The 15,879-nt window shown below is 69.3% G+C and carries 10 protein-coding genes and 1 pseudogene; 9 read left to right on the top strand and 2 right to left on the bottom strand.

What is annotated here, in order from left to right; genetic code table 11:
* Nucleotides 1–90: 90 nt before the first annotated feature.
* The 7 genes and pseudogenes from K343_RS25325 to K343_RS0115435 form a co-directional block, all read left to right on the top strand.
* Nucleotides 91–1,179: pseudogene (locus K343_RS25325) on the top strand (acyl-CoA dehydrogenase family protein); the annotation flags it as partial.
* Nucleotides 1,180–2,400 carry an acyl-CoA dehydrogenase family protein gene (locus K343_RS25320; protein WP_366514397.1) on the top strand — a complete coding sequence of 407 codons (1,221 nt, stop codon included), beginning with the start codon at nucleotides 1,180–1,182 and terminating at the stop codon, nucleotides 2,398–2,400.
* A gap of 6 nt (nucleotides 2,401–2,406) precedes the next feature.
* Complete coding sequence (locus tag K343_RS0115455) at nucleotides 2,407–3,198, top strand: SDR family oxidoreductase (RefSeq protein WP_028008846.1); 792 nt, start codon at nucleotides 2,407–2,409, stop codon at nucleotides 3,196–3,198.
* Between the two features lie 17 nt (nucleotides 3,199–3,215).
* A complete protein-coding gene (locus K343_RS0115450; RefSeq protein WP_028008845.1) occupies nucleotides 3,216–3,674 on the top strand; it encodes a MaoC family dehydratase in 459 nt (152 codons plus the stop codon).
* 88 nt (nucleotides 3,675–3,762) lie between these two features.
* Nucleotides 3,763–4,968 carry an acetyl-CoA C-acyltransferase gene (locus tag K343_RS0115445; protein WP_028008844.1) on the top strand — a complete coding sequence of 402 codons (1,206 nt, stop codon included), beginning with the start codon at nucleotides 3,763–3,765 and terminating at the stop codon, nucleotides 4,966–4,968.
* Between the two features lie 97 nt (nucleotides 4,969–5,065).
* Nucleotides 5,066–6,223 (top strand): sialidase family protein, encoded by a 1,158-nt coding sequence (locus tag K343_RS0115440; RefSeq protein WP_084615930.1) that lies wholly within the window; start codon nucleotides 5,066–5,068, stop codon nucleotides 6,221–6,223.
* On the top strand, nucleotides 6,220–8,790 hold the full coding sequence (locus tag K343_RS0115435) for an efflux RND transporter permease subunit (RefSeq protein ID WP_028008842.1): 2,571 nt from the start codon (nucleotides 6,220–6,222) through the stop codon (nucleotides 8,788–8,790). The genes K343_RS0115440 and K343_RS0115435 overlap by 4 nt, the downstream gene beginning before the upstream one ends.
* A gap of 68 nt (nucleotides 8,791–8,858) precedes the next feature.
* Here K343_RS0115435 and K343_RS0115430 read toward each other — a convergent pair whose 3' ends face one another.
* On the bottom strand, nucleotides 8,859–9,644 hold the full coding sequence (locus K343_RS0115430; RefSeq protein ID WP_028008841.1) for an alpha/beta fold hydrolase: 786 nt from the start codon (nucleotides 9,642–9,644) through the stop codon (nucleotides 8,859–8,861).
* 147 nt (nucleotides 9,645–9,791) lie between these two features.
* Complete coding sequence (locus tag K343_RS23595) at nucleotides 9,792–12,587, bottom strand: SdiA-regulated domain-containing protein (RefSeq protein ID WP_051278534.1); 2,796 nt, start codon at nucleotides 12,585–12,587, stop codon at nucleotides 9,792–9,794.
* Nucleotides 12,588–12,941: 354 nt separating this feature from the next.
* Here K343_RS23595 and K343_RS0115420 point away from each other — a divergent pair, with 354 nt between their 5' ends.
* Nucleotides 12,942–14,222, top strand: a complete 1,281-nt coding sequence (locus tag K343_RS0115420) for a cytochrome P450 (RefSeq protein WP_028008840.1) — start codon at nucleotides 12,942–12,944, stop codon at nucleotides 14,220–14,222.
* Between the two features lie 163 nt (nucleotides 14,223–14,385).
* A complete protein-coding gene (locus tag K343_RS0115415) occupies nucleotides 14,386–15,804 on the top strand; it encodes a cytochrome P450 (RefSeq protein WP_028008839.1) in 1,419 nt (472 codons plus the stop codon).
* Nucleotides 15,805–15,879: the final 75 nt, after the last annotated feature.

Here is a 15,879-nt window from a genome sequence, read left to right as displayed (position 1 = left end):
AGGCCCGGGTCAGGGGCATTCGTCTCAATGGGTGAAGAGTAGGCGTCGGGTTCTTCGAATAATGCGGGCCGTATCTCCCGCACGATCCCGATGAACCTGTCTCTCAGCGACGACCAGCTGCTGATCCGCGACGCCGCCGAGAATTTCCTCGCCGACGTCAGTGACTCCGCCGCCGTCCGCCGCCACATGGCGAGCGCGCACGGCTTCGACGCCGAACTCTGGCAACGCCTCGCCGGCGAGCTTGGCTGGTGCGCGATCCCGGTGCCCGAAGCGCTGGGCGGTCTCGGTCTCGGCGCGGTCGAGCTGGCCCTGCTCGCCGAGCAGATCGGCCGCCGCCTGTTCTGCACGCCGTACTTCGCGACGGTTCTGCTCGGCACCACGCTGATCGTCGAGGCCGGCAGCGCCGCGGCGCGCGAGCGCCTGCTGCCGATCGTCGCCGAAGGCGGCGTGCGCTTCGGCGTGGCGCTGCCGGACGGCGACTGGTCGCTGGCCGCCGCGGCGCTGACGGCGAGCGCGGACGGCGCTGCCTGGAGCTTGCGCGGCGAGGTGTCGGCCGTCGTCGACGGCGCCAGCGCCGACACGCTGCTGCTGTTCGCACGCACCGCGTCCGGCTACGGCCTGTTCGCGGTGCCGCGCGACGCGGCCGGCGTGACGGCGACGCCGCTGGCGACCTGGGACCAGACGCGCCGCTTCGCGACGCTGACCCTGGCCGGCGTCGCCGCCGAGCGGCTCGACGATCCGCAGCGCGGCGACGGCCTGGCACGGGCGCTGGCGCTGGCGCGGCTGTTCGTCGCCGCCGAAAGCCTCGGCGCCGCGCAGCAGTGTCTGGACCTCACGGTCGCCTATGTCGCGCAGCGCAAGCAGTTCGGCCGCGTCGTCGGCGGCTTCCAGGCGGTCAAGCACCGCTGCGCGGAAATGATGGTGAAGATCGAGGCGCTGCGTTCGGCGGTCGCCGGCGCCGCCGCGGCCGCGGCCGCCGGCGCCGATGCCGACACGCTCGCCGGCGAATGCGCCGCGGCGCGCCAGCTGTCGGCCGATACGCTGTTCTGGTGCGCGCAGGAAGCGGTGCAGCTGCACGGCGGCGTCGGCTTCACCTGGGAATACGATCCGCAGCTCTACTTCAAGCGTGCGCAGGCGGCCAGCCACTGGCTCGGCACCGCCGACGCGCTGCGCGAGGAAATCGCCGCGACGCAGCTCGGCAAGACCGAGCAGGCCGCCGCCGATGCCGATGCCGGCGACGCGCGCTTCCGCGCCGAGGTCGCCGGCTGGATGCGCGAGCACCTGACGGGCCGCTACGCGAGCCTGCGCCATCGCGGCGGGCCCGGCGACGAGGAAGCCGATCCGGCGCTGCGCAAGGCCTGGGAGCGCGAGCTTGCCGCCGGCGGCTGGACCTGCGTCGGCTGGCCGCGCGAGGCCGGCGGCCGCGGCCTGACGATCGCGCAGCAGGTGATCTTCCACGAGGAATACGCGCGCGCCGGTGGCCCCGGCCGCATGGGGCATATCGGCGAGGGCCTGATCGGCCCGACGCTGATCCAGTTCGGCAGCGAGGCGCAGCGGCGCCGTTTCCTGCCGAAGATCGTCGCCGGCGAGGAGTTCTGGGCGCAGGGCTATTCGGAGCCGAACGCCGGTTCCGATCTCGCCAACGTGCAGACGCGCGCCGAGCGCCAGGCCGACGGTTCGTGGCGCGTGTCCGGGCAGAAGATCTGGACGTCGCTGGCGCACGAGTCGGACTGGATCTTCGTGCTGGCGCGCTGCGAGCCGGGCAGCAAGGGCAGCAAGGGGCTGGTGTTCCTGCTGCTGCCGCTCGCCCAGCCCGGCATCGAGATCCGCCCGATCCGCCAGATGGGCGGCGGCGCCGAGTTCAACGAAGTGTTCTTCGACCAGGCGGTCGCCGCCGCCGAGCACGTCGTCGGTGCGCCCGGCGAGGGCTGGAAGGTGGCGATGGGCCTGCTCGAAGCCGAGCGCGGCGTGTCGACACTCGGCCAGCAGATGCACTTCGCGCACGAGCTGGCGCTGGTCGTGCAGACGGCGCAGCGCAACGGCCGCCTCGCTGACGCGCAGATCCGCCAGCGCCTCGCGCAGGCCTGGAGCGGGCTGCGCGTGATGCGCTACAACGCCATGCGCATGCTCGGCGACGGCGCAGCGCTCGGCCTCAAGCGCGAGGCGCTGATCTACAAGTTCTACTGGTCGAACTGGCATCGCGAGCTCGGCAAGCTCGCCGCCGACGTGCTCGGCACGCAGGCCGACGTGATCTCCGACGATCCGGCGATCCGCCCGCTGCAGCAGCTGTTCTTCTTCTCGCGCGCCGACACCCTCTACGCCGGCACCAACGAGATCCAACTCAACCTCATCGCCGAGCGCGGCCTCAACCTGCCGCGCGAGCCGCGGCCTGCGAGCTGAAACCTGATGATCACCGTTCCGCCACCGCCCTACGTGCCCGCGCATGCCCTGCTCCAGGGCCGCAGCGTTCTCATTACTGCCGCCGCCGGCGGCGGCATCGGCTTCGCCGCCGCCAGCCGCTGCGCCGAGGAGGGCGCGCGGGCGCTGTTGATCTCCGACATCCACCCCCGCCGTCTGGACGAGGCGGTGGCGGCGCTGAAGGCACAGCATGCCGGTTGCGAGATCTACGGCCGGCTCGCCAACGTCGCGGTCGAGGACGACGTGCAGGCCCTGGTCGACGAGGCCGAGGAGCGCCTCGGCGGCGTCGACGTCCTGATCAACAACGCCGGTCTCGGCGGCAGCAAGCGCGTCGTCGACATGACGGATGAGGAGTGGCACAAGGTGCTCGACGTGACGCTGACCGGAACGTTCCGCATGACGCGGGCGATGCTGCGCAAGATGCAGCCGCGCCGGCGCGGGGCCATCGTCAACAACGCCTCGGTGCTCGGCTGGCGCGCGCAGCAGGAACAGGCGCACTACGCGGCGGCCAAGGCCGGCGTGATGGCGCTGACGCGCTGCAGCGGGCTCGAAGCCGCCGAATACGGCATCCGCATCAACGCCGTGTCGCCGTCGATCGTCTTCCACGAGCACCTGCGCAAGAGCGCGCCGGAAACGCTGCTCAACGAGCTGGCCAGCCGCGAGGCCTTCGGCCGCGGCGCCGAGGCCTGGGAGATCGCCAACGTCATGGTCTTCCTCGCCTCGGACTACGCCTCGTACCTGGTCGGCGAGACGATCTCGGCGTCGAGCCAGCGCGCCTGAGCGCAACGAGACTGAACATGAGCAAACCCGTTTTCCACAACGCCGAAGAAATCCTCGCCGCCGTCGGCCAGCCGCTCGGCACCGGCGAATGGCTGACGATCACGCAGCAGCGCGTCAATACCTTCGCCGACGCCACCGACGACCATCAGTGGATTCACGTCGACGTCGAGCGCGCCAAGGCCGGCCCGTTCGGCGCGCCGATCGCGCACGGCTACCTGACGCTGTCGCTGGCGGCGCGCTTCCTGCCGGAAATCCTCGACGTGCAGATCCGCATGGGCGTCAACTACGGCCTCGACAAGGTGCGCTTCCCGATGCCGGTCCGCGTCGGCAGCCGCGTCCGCGGCCGCGGCGAACTGATCGCCGCCGAGAAGACCAAGGACGGCGCCGTGCAGGCGACGATCCGCGTCACCGTCGAGATCGAGGGCCAGGACAAGCCGGCCTGCATCGCCGACACCATTTCGCGCTACTACTTCTGAAGAGATCGACGATGCTCGCCATTCGCAATGCGCTGCTTGTTATGAAAAGCGCGGCAGGGACGCCGCGTGCTTGTGCAGGAGGCGCACCATGACCGAAGCCGTCATCGTCAGCGTCGCCCGCACCGGGATCGGCAAGGCCTATCGCGGCGCCTTCAACGATACCGAGGCGCCGGTGCTCGGCGGCCACGTCATCAAGGCCGCCGTCGAGCGCGCCGGCGTGGCGCCGGGCGAGGTCGACGACGTGCTGCTCGGCTGCGCCGCGCAACAGGGCACGCAGGCCTACAACCTCGGCCGGCTGTGCGCGTACACGGCCGGGCTGCCGGACAGCGTGCCGGGCATGACGCTCGACCGCCAGTGCTCGTCGGGCCTGCAGACGATCGCGATCGCCGCCAAGAACATCATCGCCGGCGAGCAGGACATCGTCGTCGCCGGCGGCCTCGAGTCGATCTCGCTGGTGCAGAACAAGCACAAGAACACCTACCGCTTCGCGTCGAAGGCGGTGATCGCCGCCGAGCCGACGGCGTACATCCCGATGATCGAGACCGCCGAGCTGGTCGCCTCGCGCTACGGCATCTCGCGCGCGCAGCAGGATGCCTATGCGCTGCAAAGCCAGCAGCGCACCGCCGAGGCGCAGAAGGCCGGCCGCTTCGCCGACGAGATCGTGCCGATCAGCGTCGAGCAGCAGCTGTTCGACAAGGAAGGCAACCCGACCGAGAAGCAGCGCGTCACGCTCGACCGCGACGAGGGCAACCGGCCGCAGACCACGCTCGAAAGCCTGAGCGCGCTCAAGCCGGTCTGGAAGGACGGCCAGTGGGTGAAGCAGGGCGAGCACGTCACCGCCGGCAACGCCTCGCAGCTGTCGGACGGCGCCGCCGCGGTGCTGCTGATGAGCGGCGAGCAGGCCCGCCGCCGCGGCCTCGCGCCGCTCGGCATCTATCGCGGCTTCGCGGTCGCCGGCTGCAAACCGGACGAAATGGGCATCGGCCCGGTGTTCGCGGTGCCCAAGCTGCTCGCGCGGCATGGGCTCAAGGTGTCGGACGTCGGGCTCTGGGAACTGAACGAAGCGTTCGCCTGCCAGGTGATCTACTGCCGCGACCAGCTCGGCATTCCGGACGAGCGGCTCAACGTCGACGGCGGCGCGATCGCGATCGGTCATCCGTTCGGCATGAGCGGCGCGCGCATGGTGATGCACGCGCTGATCGAGGGGCGCCGCCGCGGCGCGCGTTATGTGGTGACGACGATGTGCATCGGCGGCGGCATGGGGGCCGCCGGCCTGTTCGAGCTGCCCGCCTGAGGCAGCCGGTGACGGCGCCAGCGCCGCGTGGACGATAACGATAACGAGCGGACGCGCCGCATCGGCGGCGCGCCACTCGGAGCGAGGAGGAGATGAAATGAGCGCAACGGCAGCCACGGCGGTGCAGAGCCGCTCCGCAAGGGCAGTGTCGGTCGGCCGCTGGCCGGCGCTGGCGTTCACCGCGATCGTCGCGGTGGCCGCCACCTACGCGTTTTCGCCGCGGCCGTCGCCGGCGTTCGCACCGACCGTCGTGCATCCGGACGGTCTGCTGGTGACCGGCCTGGCGCGCAGCGGCGCGCGCCTGCTCGCGGTCGGCGAGCAGGGCCGCATCCTCGTCGCCGACGACGCGCGCGGGCCGTGGCATGAAGCCAAGGTTGAGCCGCAGCGCGGCTCGACGCTGACGCAGGTGAAGTTCATCGACGACAAGACCGCGATCGCCGTCGGCCACGACGGCTGGATCCTGCGCAGCACCGACGGCGGCGAGAGCTGGAAGGAAACCTTCTTCATCGAATCGCCGAAGCCGGACGCCGCGGCCGATGCCGGCCTGTCGCCGCCGCCCGACGCCGGCTTCAGCGCCGAGCCGCCCGGCGACACCGCCGGCGCCGCACCGGCCGAGAGCGGCTGGACGCCGCCGCCGCTGCAGCCCGACCCGCTGCTCGGCATCGCCGGCCCCTTCGACGGCCGCCTGTTCGCGTACGGCGGCTTCGGCCTGATGCTGAGTTCGACCGACGGCGGCCAGAGCTGGCAGCGCGTCAGCGCCGAGGCGATCAGCGACCATCACCTGTACGGCATCGTGCGGGCCGCCGACCGCTCGCTGATCGTGGTCGGCGAGCGCGGCCTGATGGCGCGTTCGAGCGACGGCGGCCAGAGCTGGAGCAAGCTGCCGCCGGTCTACGACGGCTCGTTCTTCGGCGCGCTGGTGCTGCCGTCCAAGGCCCTGCTGGCCTACGGCATGCGCGGCAACGTCTATCGCAGCGACGATGACGGCAAGACCTGGCAGAAGAGCACGACGCCGGTCAGCAGCTCGCTGTTCGGCGGCAACGTCAGCCCGCGCGGCGAGATCGTGCTGGTCGGCGCCGGCAGCGTGATCCTGGTCTCGAACGACGACGGCCGCAGCTTCACGCAGCCGCTGCCCGGCAATCCGCACGATCTCGCCGCGGTGCTGCCGCTGACCTCCAGCAGCCTGCTGACCGCCGGCGACGGAGGGCTGCAGCTCACGCAGATCGGCGGTGCGGCCGAAGGAGCGCAGCCATGAAGAGCTTCATGCGCCATTGCGTCGACGGCATCTCGAACTTCCTGCTCGCCTGGCGCCACCTGCTGTCGGTGCTGTTTCTGGCGATCACGGTGTTCTTCGGCTGGAGCGCGACCAAGGTCCAGCTCGACCCGGGCTTCCTCAAGATGATCCCCATCAAGCATGAGTACATGCGCACGATGATGGATTACATGAAGAACTTCTCGGGCGCCAACACCTTGCTGGTGAACCTGCGCTGGAAGGGCGAGGGCGACATCTACAACGCCCCGTTCCTCGACGCCATGCGCAAGGCGACCGACGACGTGTTCCTGATTCCGGGCATCGACCGCACGCACGTTTCGTCGATTTTCACGCCGAACACCTATTACATCGAGATCACCGAAGACGGCTTCAAGGGCGAGCCGGTGGTGCCGGCGCGCTTCTCGGCGACGCCCGAGCAGCTCGATCGCGTGCGCCACAACGTCTCGCTGTCCGGCCAGATCGGCCTGCTGGTCGCCAACGACTTCAAGGCGGCGCTGATCCGTGCCGACCTGCAGGAGGTCGACACCGGCGATCCGGCCAAGGCGGAAGTCTTCTACCGCCAGGTCATGAACCGCCTCGGCGACATCCGCGGCCGCTTCGAGAGCAAGACCGAGTACCGCTACGCCCTCAAGGCCGACCTGCCGCCGTTCAAGGCCGGCGACGTGGTCGCCGAAGGCTATGTCGACTACGGCTGGATGCTGCCGTACCAGACCTTCTTCGCGGTGCCGCCGGGCGGCGGCGAGTCGGTGCCGGTCAAGGGCGGGCTGGTCAAGGTCGAGGCCGTCGACAACCCGGACTACAACCCGGACATCGAGGTCAATATCATCGGCTTCGCGCAGCTGCTCGCCGACGTCATCGGCGGCCTGGTCGGCGTGTTCGTGTTCTTCGCGCTGGCCTTCGGCATCACGCTGCTGCTGCTGTTCCTGTACTCGCGTTCGGTGCGCCTGACGCTGGTCGCGCTGGTCGTCGCGCTGCTGCCGGTGCTGTGGCTGATCGGCATATTGCCGCTGATCGGCTTCGGCATCGACCCGATGTCGATCCTGGTGCCGTTCCTGATCTTCTCGATCGGCGTCAGCCATGCGGTGCAGATGACCAACGCCTGGCGCAATGAAGTCGTCGCCGGCGCCAGCTCGGTCGACGCCTCGCGCGCGGCGTTCCGCAAGCTGTTCATCCCCGGCGCGGTGGCGCTGCTGACCAACGCGCTCGGCTTCGCCGTCATCATGCTGATCGACATCCCGATCGTGCACGAGCTCGGCATCACCGCCTGCCTCGGCGTGCTGCTGATGATCGTCACCAACAAGATGATCCTGCCGATCATCCTCTCGCACGTGCGCCTCGAGGCGAGCAGCCGCCGCAACTCGCTGAAGCCGCCGGGCACGCTGCAGATGGCGATCTGGCGGCAGATGGCCAAGTGCGCGGAGCCCCGGTACGCGCTCGGCGTGTTCGCGGTCTGCCTCGCGCTGCTGGCGGTGACGACGCAGATGTCGCGCAGCATGGTGGTCGGCGATTCCGGCACCGGCGCCCCGGAACTGCGTCAGGACTCGCGCTACAACCACGACAACCGCGCGATCGCCAGCTCGTACAACATCGGCACCGACGTGCTCAGCGTGATCGTCGAGGCCAAGAACTTCGAGGGCGATTCCTGCCTGCACTATCCGGTCGTCAACCTGATCGACCGCTTCGAGCTGTATATGCGCGGCGTCGACGGCGTGCGTTCGGTGACCGGCGTCGCCGGCATCGGCAAGCTGGTGATCTCGGCCTTCAACGAAGGCAGCCCGCGCTGGCGCGCGCTGCCGCGCTCGGAAGTGGGTTTGTCGACCGGCTCGCGTGCCTTCGATCCCAACCTCGGCCTCAACATCGAAGGCTGCAAGGCGATCCAGGTGCTGGTCTTCACCAAGGACCACGAAGGCGCGACCGTCCACCACGTCGTCAGCGAGGCCAAGCGCTTCATCGACGCCAACCCGGTCGACGGCGTGACGATGCGCCTGGCCAGCGGCAACATCGGCGTGATGGCGGCGACCAACGAGGCGGTCGAGTCGGCCGAGGCGAAGATGCTGCTGGCGATCTTCGGCGCGCTGGCGCTGCTGTGCCTGCTGACCTTCCGCTCGTGGCGTGCGACGCTGTGCGTGCTGGTGCCGCTGACCATGGTGTCGATCTTCTGCAACGCGCTGATGGCCTCGCTCGGCATCGGCCTGAAGGTCGCGACCCTGCCGGTCGTCGCGCTCGGCGTCGGTGTCGGCGTCGACTACGGCATCTATCTGTTCGAGCGCATCCAGCACGATCTCGCCAAGGGCCTGCCGTTCAACGAGGCGTTCCGCGAGGCGATGCTGCAGCGTGGCACCGCGGCCGTGTTCACGGCGATCACGATGGCGATCGGCGTCGGCACCTGGACGCTGTCGGCGCTCAAGTTCCAGGCCGACATGGGCCTGCTGCTGAGCTTCATGTTCCTCGTCAACATGCTTGGCGCGATCTGCCTGCTGCCGGCGCTCGGCGCCTGGCTGTTCCGCGAGCGCGAGGGCGCGCCGGCAGCGGCGCCGCGCGCGATCTAGAACGGCCTCACGGCGGGCCAAAAAAGGGGCGCGGCGGAAGCCGCGCCCCTTTTTGCGTGACGCCGCGTTCAGGGCAGGCGCGCGAGAAAGTCCTCGATCGCCGCGTTGACCGGCTCAGGGTGCGTCAGGTTGGCGGCGTGACCGGCGCCGGGCACGGTGCACAGCTCGGCGTGCAGGCGCGTCGCCATGTCGCGCGCGCGCTCGAGGCTGATCGCCGCGTCGGCCTCGCCGTGCACGACCAGTGCCGGCACCTGAATCCCGGCCAGCCGCTCGCTGATGTCGTCGCGCTCGACCAGCGTCTGGAACACGCCAAGCAGGTTATGTGGCTGCCACTGCCGCCACTTGTCCTGCCAGGCGGCGGTGCCGGGCCAGCCGGCGCCGAGGATGATCTGCGCGATCATGTCGGCGATCGGCTGCGCCAGGCCGTGCTGCATCCAGGCCTCGATCAGCTGCTTGTACATCGGCGTCTTCGCCGGGTCTTCGGTCTGCGCCTGCGTGTCGATCAGCACCAGCGCGCGCACCCGTTGCGGATGCGTCAGCGCGCAGCGCAGCGACAGATAGCCGCCCTGGCTCATGCCGGCGAGCACGGCGCGTTCGATGCCGAGCGAGCCGAGCAGCGCGGCGAGATCGTCGGCCGAGTCGTAGTAGCTGAACGGCGCCAGCGTGTCGCCGGCGCTGCGGCCGTGGCCGCGCTCGTCCCAGCTGATGCAGCGCCAGCGGCCGCGCAGCGCTTCGATCTGCGGCGCGAACATCTCGTGGTCCATCAGCAGGCCGTGCGAGAACACGATCGCCGGGCCGTCGCCGCCGGTGTCGGTGTAGAACAGGTTCTGGCCATTGACGCGGGCGTACGGCATCGACATCTCCTCGGTTGATGAATGCGTGGCCGGTCGGCGCCGGCGTTTCTGCCGGCATTATCGCGGCGCCGTGCACAAAAAACCCGCCGCTCCTCGCGAAGCGGCGGGTCTGCGGCGACGGCCGGCGAACGGCCGGCGGCGGACGGATCAGGGGAACAGCGAGCCGCCCGTCAGCGGGAACGAGGTGCTGTCGTTGCGCGTCCAGTTGGCGCTGTCGCGGATGCGTGCGGCGAGCGCGGCGAGGTCGCCGGCGTCGGTCGAGCCCGTGTACTTGACGTTGTTCTCGGGGAACGAGAGATAGGCGTTCGCGGCACTGACGGCGGGCGGAATCTCGCCGGCCGCGGCGCCGGCGATGTTGAGCGCGGCGAGGAAGTGGTCGACGCTGATCTGGCCGGCGTCGGCGTTGGTGATCGTGCCCTGGAACGCGTAGTAGGTTTCGCCGCCGCCCCCGATGCCGCTGCCGCTGCCGCTGACCGAACCCTTGTCGACGCCGATCGGCGTGGCGCCGGGCTGGATGGTGACGAAGGTGCCGGCCGGATAGTCGACGTCGGCGGTCCAGGTGTAGGCGCCTTCGTTGGTCGGCCAGGTCGCGTTCGCGGCGCTGTAGTTCTTGTCGGTGAAGCCGATCTGCGTGCCGGCGCTGACGTCCTTGAGCAGCACGAAGGCGATCGCGTCGGTGGCGTCGGCGTTGGCGGCGACGAACAGCAGATCGCCGGCGGCGAGCACGGTCGGCGTCGCCGGGACGGCGTCCGGGAACAGCGAACCGTTGCTCAGCGCGAACGGCGTGCTGTCGTGCCGGGCCCAGTTGTCCGGATTCTTGATGCGGGCGGCGAGCGCGGCGAGGTCGGTGCTGTCGGTCGAGCCGGCGTAACGCACATTGTTCTCGGCGAACGAGAGATACGCGCCGGCGTCGCTCAGGCTGGCCGGAATCTCGCCGGCGGCGCTGCCGGCGATGTTGAGCGCGGCGATGAAGCGGTCGACGCTGATCTGGCCGGCGTCGGCGTTGGTGATCGTGCCCTGGAACGCGTAGTAGGTCTCGCCGCCGCTGCCGACGCCACCGCCGGCGCCGGCGACGACGCCCTTGTCGGCGCTCGGCGTGTCGGTCTGGATCGTGATGAAGGTGCCGGCCGGATAGTCGACGTCGGCGGTCCAGGTGTAGGCGGCCTCGTTGGTCGGCCAGCTCGTGTTGGCGGCGACGTAGTTCTTGTCGGTGAAGCCGATCTGCGTGCCGGCGACGACGGTCTTGAGCAGCACGAAGGCGATCGCGTCGGTGGCGTCGGCGTTGGCGGCGACGAACAGCAGATCGCCGGCGGCGAGCGCGGTCGGCGCGCCGGACGCCGCCATCGTGAAGTTCAGCGCCGTTGCCGACGTCAGGCCGGGATAGGCGTTGCCGGCCGCGTCGGCGATGACGCCGCTGGCAATCTGCACCGTGTAGGTGACGCCGGCGTGCAGTGCTTCGGACGGCGTGACGGTGACGGTGGCGGCGGCGAACGATACCTGCGTGGCGTCGCCGATCGCGATCGTGCGCGTATCGCCGTCGTCGCCGGTCAGGACGATGCTGCCGGCGCCGGCGACCACGTCTTCGGTGAACGTCAGCGTCAGCCGGCTGGCGCTGACCGCGATCGCGTCATCGGCCGGCGTGCTGCCGACCAGCGTCGGCGGCTCGATGTCGCTGACCGTGTCGAAGCTCAGGTCGGCGAGGGCGGCGACGTCGCCGATCGCGCGGCCGTCGGCATCCTTGAAGGCGCCGTCCGGCACCGTCAGCGTGTAGTGGCGGCTCGCGATCAGCGCGTCCTCCGGGTCGATCGCGACGGTGGCGCCGTCGATCGTGACCTGATCGCTGTCGCCGACCGCGATCGCGCGCACGTCGCCGGCGCCGTCGTCGAGCACCAGATAGCCGCTGCCGGCGCTGACCGCTGCGCTGAATGTCAGGTACAGGCGGCTGCCGGTGCCGACCGCGTCGCGCGTGGCGGTCGGCTTGTAGACCCACAGCTGCGGATGGCCGTCGCCGCCGCCGAGTTCGTTGACGAGGTACAGCGTGTGCTCGCCGTCCATCGTGATGCCTTCGTTCTGCGCGCTCAGGCCGATGTCGAGGCGGCCCTTGATCGCGCCGCTGCGGTCGGTCTGCAGCACCACGCCGGATTCCTGGCTGAGCAGCAGCAGGTCGGCGCGCGCGCCGTCGCCGTCGGCGACGACGTTCGACAGCGCGAACACGTCGGCGAGATCGGCGACGCCGAGCGTCGTCGGGTCGAACAGATCGGTCGCGTTCTCGGCATCCGCGGCGCCGTTCGAGGCGGTGCCGGCGTCGAAGTCGATCGTGGTCTGGAACACGCCGATCGGGGTCTTCTCCTTGACGAAGATGTAGCCGCCGCTGAGCGGATCGTAGGAGCCGCCTTCGAGACCGATGTTGCCGATCGTGGTGCCGAGCTTGACGGTCCTGGCGCCGCTGCCGTCGAGCGTCGCGCCGCCTGCGTAGGTGAACAGATTCGCCTGGCGATAGCGCTCCTCGATCAGCACGAACCGGCCGTTGCCGGCGTAGGCGAGACCTTCGGTGTCGTAGAAGTAGGTGCCTTGCGGCTTGCTCGCGTCGGCGGCCAGCGTCATCGCGTCGATCAGCTCGCCGGTCTTGCTGACCTGCACGACCGCGGTGCCGCTGTCGCCGACGATGTAAAGGCTGTCGGTGTCGCGGTCATAGGCGACGGCCGAGGCCTCCGACGCGAGCTTGTTGGCGCTGTCGGCACGGGTCGGCAGCGCATAGCGTGCGACGCGCGTGTAGTTCGACAGATCGATCGCCTGCTCCGGTGCGCTGAAGGCGAGGCTCAGGCTCAGCGCTTCGGCGGGCGGCGCGTCGGACCGGTCGTTGTCGTCCTGGCAGGCGGACAGCAGCAGCGCAGCGCTGGCGAACAGCAGGGCGGGCCATCGCGGCCGGATCGGAGCGTTCATCGGTTTCGAGGTCGGAAGTGGAACCGCCGCACCGTAGTCGGCGTGCGTGTCAGAACGGTTGCAGCGCGCGCCTGCCCGGCGCGCAGCGATCGAATCCGTTGCCGGCATGTCGTCCGGCTGTCGGTGCGGACAGCCGCTGCGCGAAAACCGTCGAGGTTCCGCCCGGCATCGCCCCGCGCCGGCGGGCAGGCGGCGCCGTTCCGGGCCTCGCACATGGAAGCTGCGGTCCGCGCGCGGGCATTTCTACTGCACGCGGATGAGGAATTTCGAGAATGCGATTGCAAAACTCGCTGGAAAGCTGCACGCCACTCATACACGGGGCTGCGACGACGGCCCCTGCGAGGAGATTCCGCCATGTCCGCCAGCGCCGAAGCCGGCCGTATCGAGATCGACGGCAAGCTGTTCAATCCGTATTCGAAGGACTTCATCCGCTCGCCGTGGGCGACCTGGGAGAAGCTGGCGCTGGAGTATCCCGTCGCCTGGCACAAGGACCTGCAGATGTGGGTCGTCAGCAGCCACGACGCGCTGCTCGACATGCTCAAGGACAACCGCTTCTCGACCAGCTACAAGCACTGGGAGCACGCGCCGCCGGCCAAGCCCTTCGAGCAGCAGAACCACTTCGAGCGCGCGATCGACGCCGGCCTGTTCGTGGTCGACCCGAAGGCGCATCTGCGCCTGCGCAAGCTGACCATGCCGGCGTTCTCCAAGCCGGTGATGGGCAAGATCGACGCCAAGATCCGCGATCTCGTCGTCACCTGCTTCGACGAGATCGGCACGCCCGAGCAGTTCGACGCGTACGCCATGATCGCCACCAAGCTGCCGGTGCGTTCGATCGCGCGCATGGTCGGCGTGCCGACCAACATGGAAGACTTCTTCCACGACTTCGCCGTCAGCGTCGTCAAGTCGACGCGCATCAACCTGCCGCAGAAGGAGCGCGAGAAGTCGATGCAGGAGTCGCTCGCCGGCTTCCAGTACTTCCTCGACCTGATTCGCGAGCGCCGCGCGCTGCCGCATCCGGGCGACGACTTCATCGGCAGCCTGATCTCGGCGTCCGACGACGGCGACCGCCTGACCGATTACCAGATCGTCGCCGTGATCCAGGCGGTGATCGTCGCCGGCTCGGATACCGCGACCGACCTGCACACCTATGCGATCAAGGGCCTGCTCGGCAATCCGCAGCAGTACGCGCTGCTGCGCGAGCGCCCGGAGCTGATGGAGAACGCCATCATCGAGCTGCTGCGCGTCGGCGCCTTCGGCAAGACGCCGCAGTTCCGCTTCGTCAGCGAGGATCTGGACTGGCGCGGCCAGCATTTCCGCAAGGGCCAGTCGGTGCTGCTGAACCTGACCGCCGGCTGGGTCGATCCGCAGAAGTGGGAGAACCCGCTGCAGCTCGACATCACGCGCCGCCTCGACGGCAACATCGTGTTCGGCGCCGGCGCGCATTTCTGCATCGGCACCTATCTCGTGCGCGTGCAGGGCGGGCTGATGATCCAGGAGCTGATGAAGCGTTTCCCGGACGCCGAACTGCTCGACGGCGACGGCCATCTCGAATACGACTACAACCATCACAACGCGCGCCGCATCAACCGCCTGATCGTCAAGACCAACGCGGTTGCGCAACGCAAGGCGGCCTGAGTCTCCGGCGCCGGGCTCGGGCCGGCGCCGGGTGCGCCGCCGCCGGCGCGCGGGCTTCCCGCCGCAAGGTCGTCCATGCGGGGGAGGAATTTCGAGAGGCCGCTTGCAAAACTCGGGGCTCGGCCCGCCGCGGCCGCATCCGCATTTCCAGTGAGGCAGCACCATGAATACCGCTAGCGTCGCCGTCAACGAACTTCCGAACGCGCCGCGTCCGCCGATGGTCCGCGGCCTGCCGCTGATCGGCAGCACGCTGGAAATGGCCGCCAACCCGGCGCGCTTCTTCGCGCGCTGCTACCGCGACTACGGTCCGGCGTTCCGCGTCCGCGTGTTCGGCAACGAGCTGACCGTGATCGCCGGCGCCGAGGCCGCCAACTTCATGGGCACGCGCGAGGGCAAGGACTCGCTGCGCTCGAGGGAGGCCTGGGAGCCGCTGGTCCAGGAATTCGGCGCCTCGAAGATGCTGACCGCCGTCGACGGCGAGCTGCACAAGCAGCTGCGCGCGGTGATGAAGCGCGGCTTCTCGAAGGAATCGATCAAGGGCCGCTACCAAGAAGTGCTCGACATCACGCGCACCGCGCTGCTGCGCGACTGGAAGGTCGGCAGCAAGGTGCCGGTCGTGCAGGCGATGCAGTATCTCGTCGTCGAGCAGCTCGGCATGGTGCTGACCGGCCAGACGCCGCGCGAGTATGTGCAGGACATCCGCACCACGATCCTCTACATCCTCAACGTGCTGGTCACGCGCCAGCGCCCGAAGTTCCTGATGAAGATGCCGGCCTACAAGCGCGCCAAGGCGCGCATGTTCGAGCTCGGCCGCAAGATGATCAAGCAGTACCAGGACCGCATCGCCGCCGGCGGCGCGACGCCGGATGAGTTCAAGACGCTGATCGACGACGTCATGGAAGCCCACCAGCGCGATCCGGACCTGATCCCGGCCGGCGACCTGGTGATGCTGATGACCGGTCCGTACGTCGCCGGTCTCGACACCGTCGCCAACACCACCTCGGCGATCGTCTACACCGTACTCAAGCATCCGGACGTGCTGGCGCGCATCCACGCCGAGGTCGACGCGCTGTTCGCCAAGGGCCGTCCCGTCAACGAGGACGAGTTCATGAAGGATCTGCCGGCGCTCAACGGCGCGATCATGGAGACCATGCGTCTGTATCCGATCGCCGTCGCGCAGATCCGTACCGCGAACAAGGACTTCGTGTTCGGCGGCTGCCAGATCCGCGAGGGCGAGATGATCTATCTCGGCACCTCGGTGCCGCATTTCCAAAACGAGTTCTATCCGGACGCCGACAAGTTCGACATCGACCGCTACGCCAAGCCGCGTGCCGAGCACATGCAGATCGGCGCGTACTCGCCGTACGGCCGCGGTCATCACACCTGCCTCGGCAAGAGCCTGGCCGAGGTGCTGCTGGCGATGACGATGGCCGAGGTCTTCTACAACTTCGACCTCGAACTCGAATCGCCGGACTACGTGCTGAAGACCAAGACCGCGCCGACGCCGGGCCCGGCGATGAGCTTCAAGGTCAAGGTCAAGGGTCGCCGCAAGCCGACGATCGCGCCGCCGGCCACGGCCTGATTCCTTCCTTTGCGGCGGCGATGTCCGGCGGTTCGTGCAGCGTCGCCCGTCGCCGGCCGCCGGCGGCGCCTTCGC

Source organism: Solimonas flava DSM 18980 (assembly GCF_000426685.1).
Lineage (GTDB): Bacteria > Pseudomonadota > Gammaproteobacteria > Nevskiales > Nevskiaceae > Solimonas > Solimonas flava.
Note: the sequence above shows the minus strand (reverse complement) of the source record. Positions and strands in the feature narration are given on the sequence as shown.

Excerpts from the sequence above, each read along its gene's own strand:
- K343_RS0115455 (WP_028008846.1), top strand. The coding sequence starts at position 2,407 with ATGATCACCGTTCCGCCACCGCCCTACGTGCCCGCGCATGCCCTGCTC.
- K343_RS0115450 (WP_028008845.1), top strand. The coding sequence starts at position 3,216 with ATGAGCAAACCCGTTTTCCACAACGCCGAAGAAATCCTCGCCGCCGTC.
- K343_RS0115445 (WP_028008844.1), top strand. The coding sequence starts at position 3,763 with ATGACCGAAGCCGTCATCGTCAGCGTCGCCCGCACCGGGATCGGCAAG.
- K343_RS0115440 (WP_084615930.1), top strand. The coding sequence starts at position 5,066 with ATGAGCGCAACGGCAGCCACGGCGGTGCAGAGCCGCTCCGCAAGGGCA.
- K343_RS0115435 (WP_028008842.1), top strand. The coding sequence starts at position 6,220 with ATGAAGAGCTTCATGCGCCATTGCGTCGACGGCATCTCGAACTTCCTG.
- K343_RS0115430 (WP_028008841.1), bottom strand. The coding sequence starts at position 9,644 with ATGCCGTACGCCCGCGTCAATGGCCAGAACCTGTTCTACACCGACACC.
- K343_RS23595 (WP_051278534.1), bottom strand. The coding sequence starts at position 12,587 with ATGAACGCTCCGATCCGGCCGCGATGGCCCGCCCTGCTGTTCGCCAGC.
- K343_RS0115420 (WP_028008840.1), top strand. The coding sequence starts at position 12,942 with ATGTCCGCCAGCGCCGAAGCCGGCCGTATCGAGATCGACGGCAAGCTG.
- K343_RS0115415 (WP_028008839.1), top strand. The coding sequence starts at position 14,386 with ATGAATACCGCTAGCGTCGCCGTCAACGAACTTCCGAACGCGCCGCGT.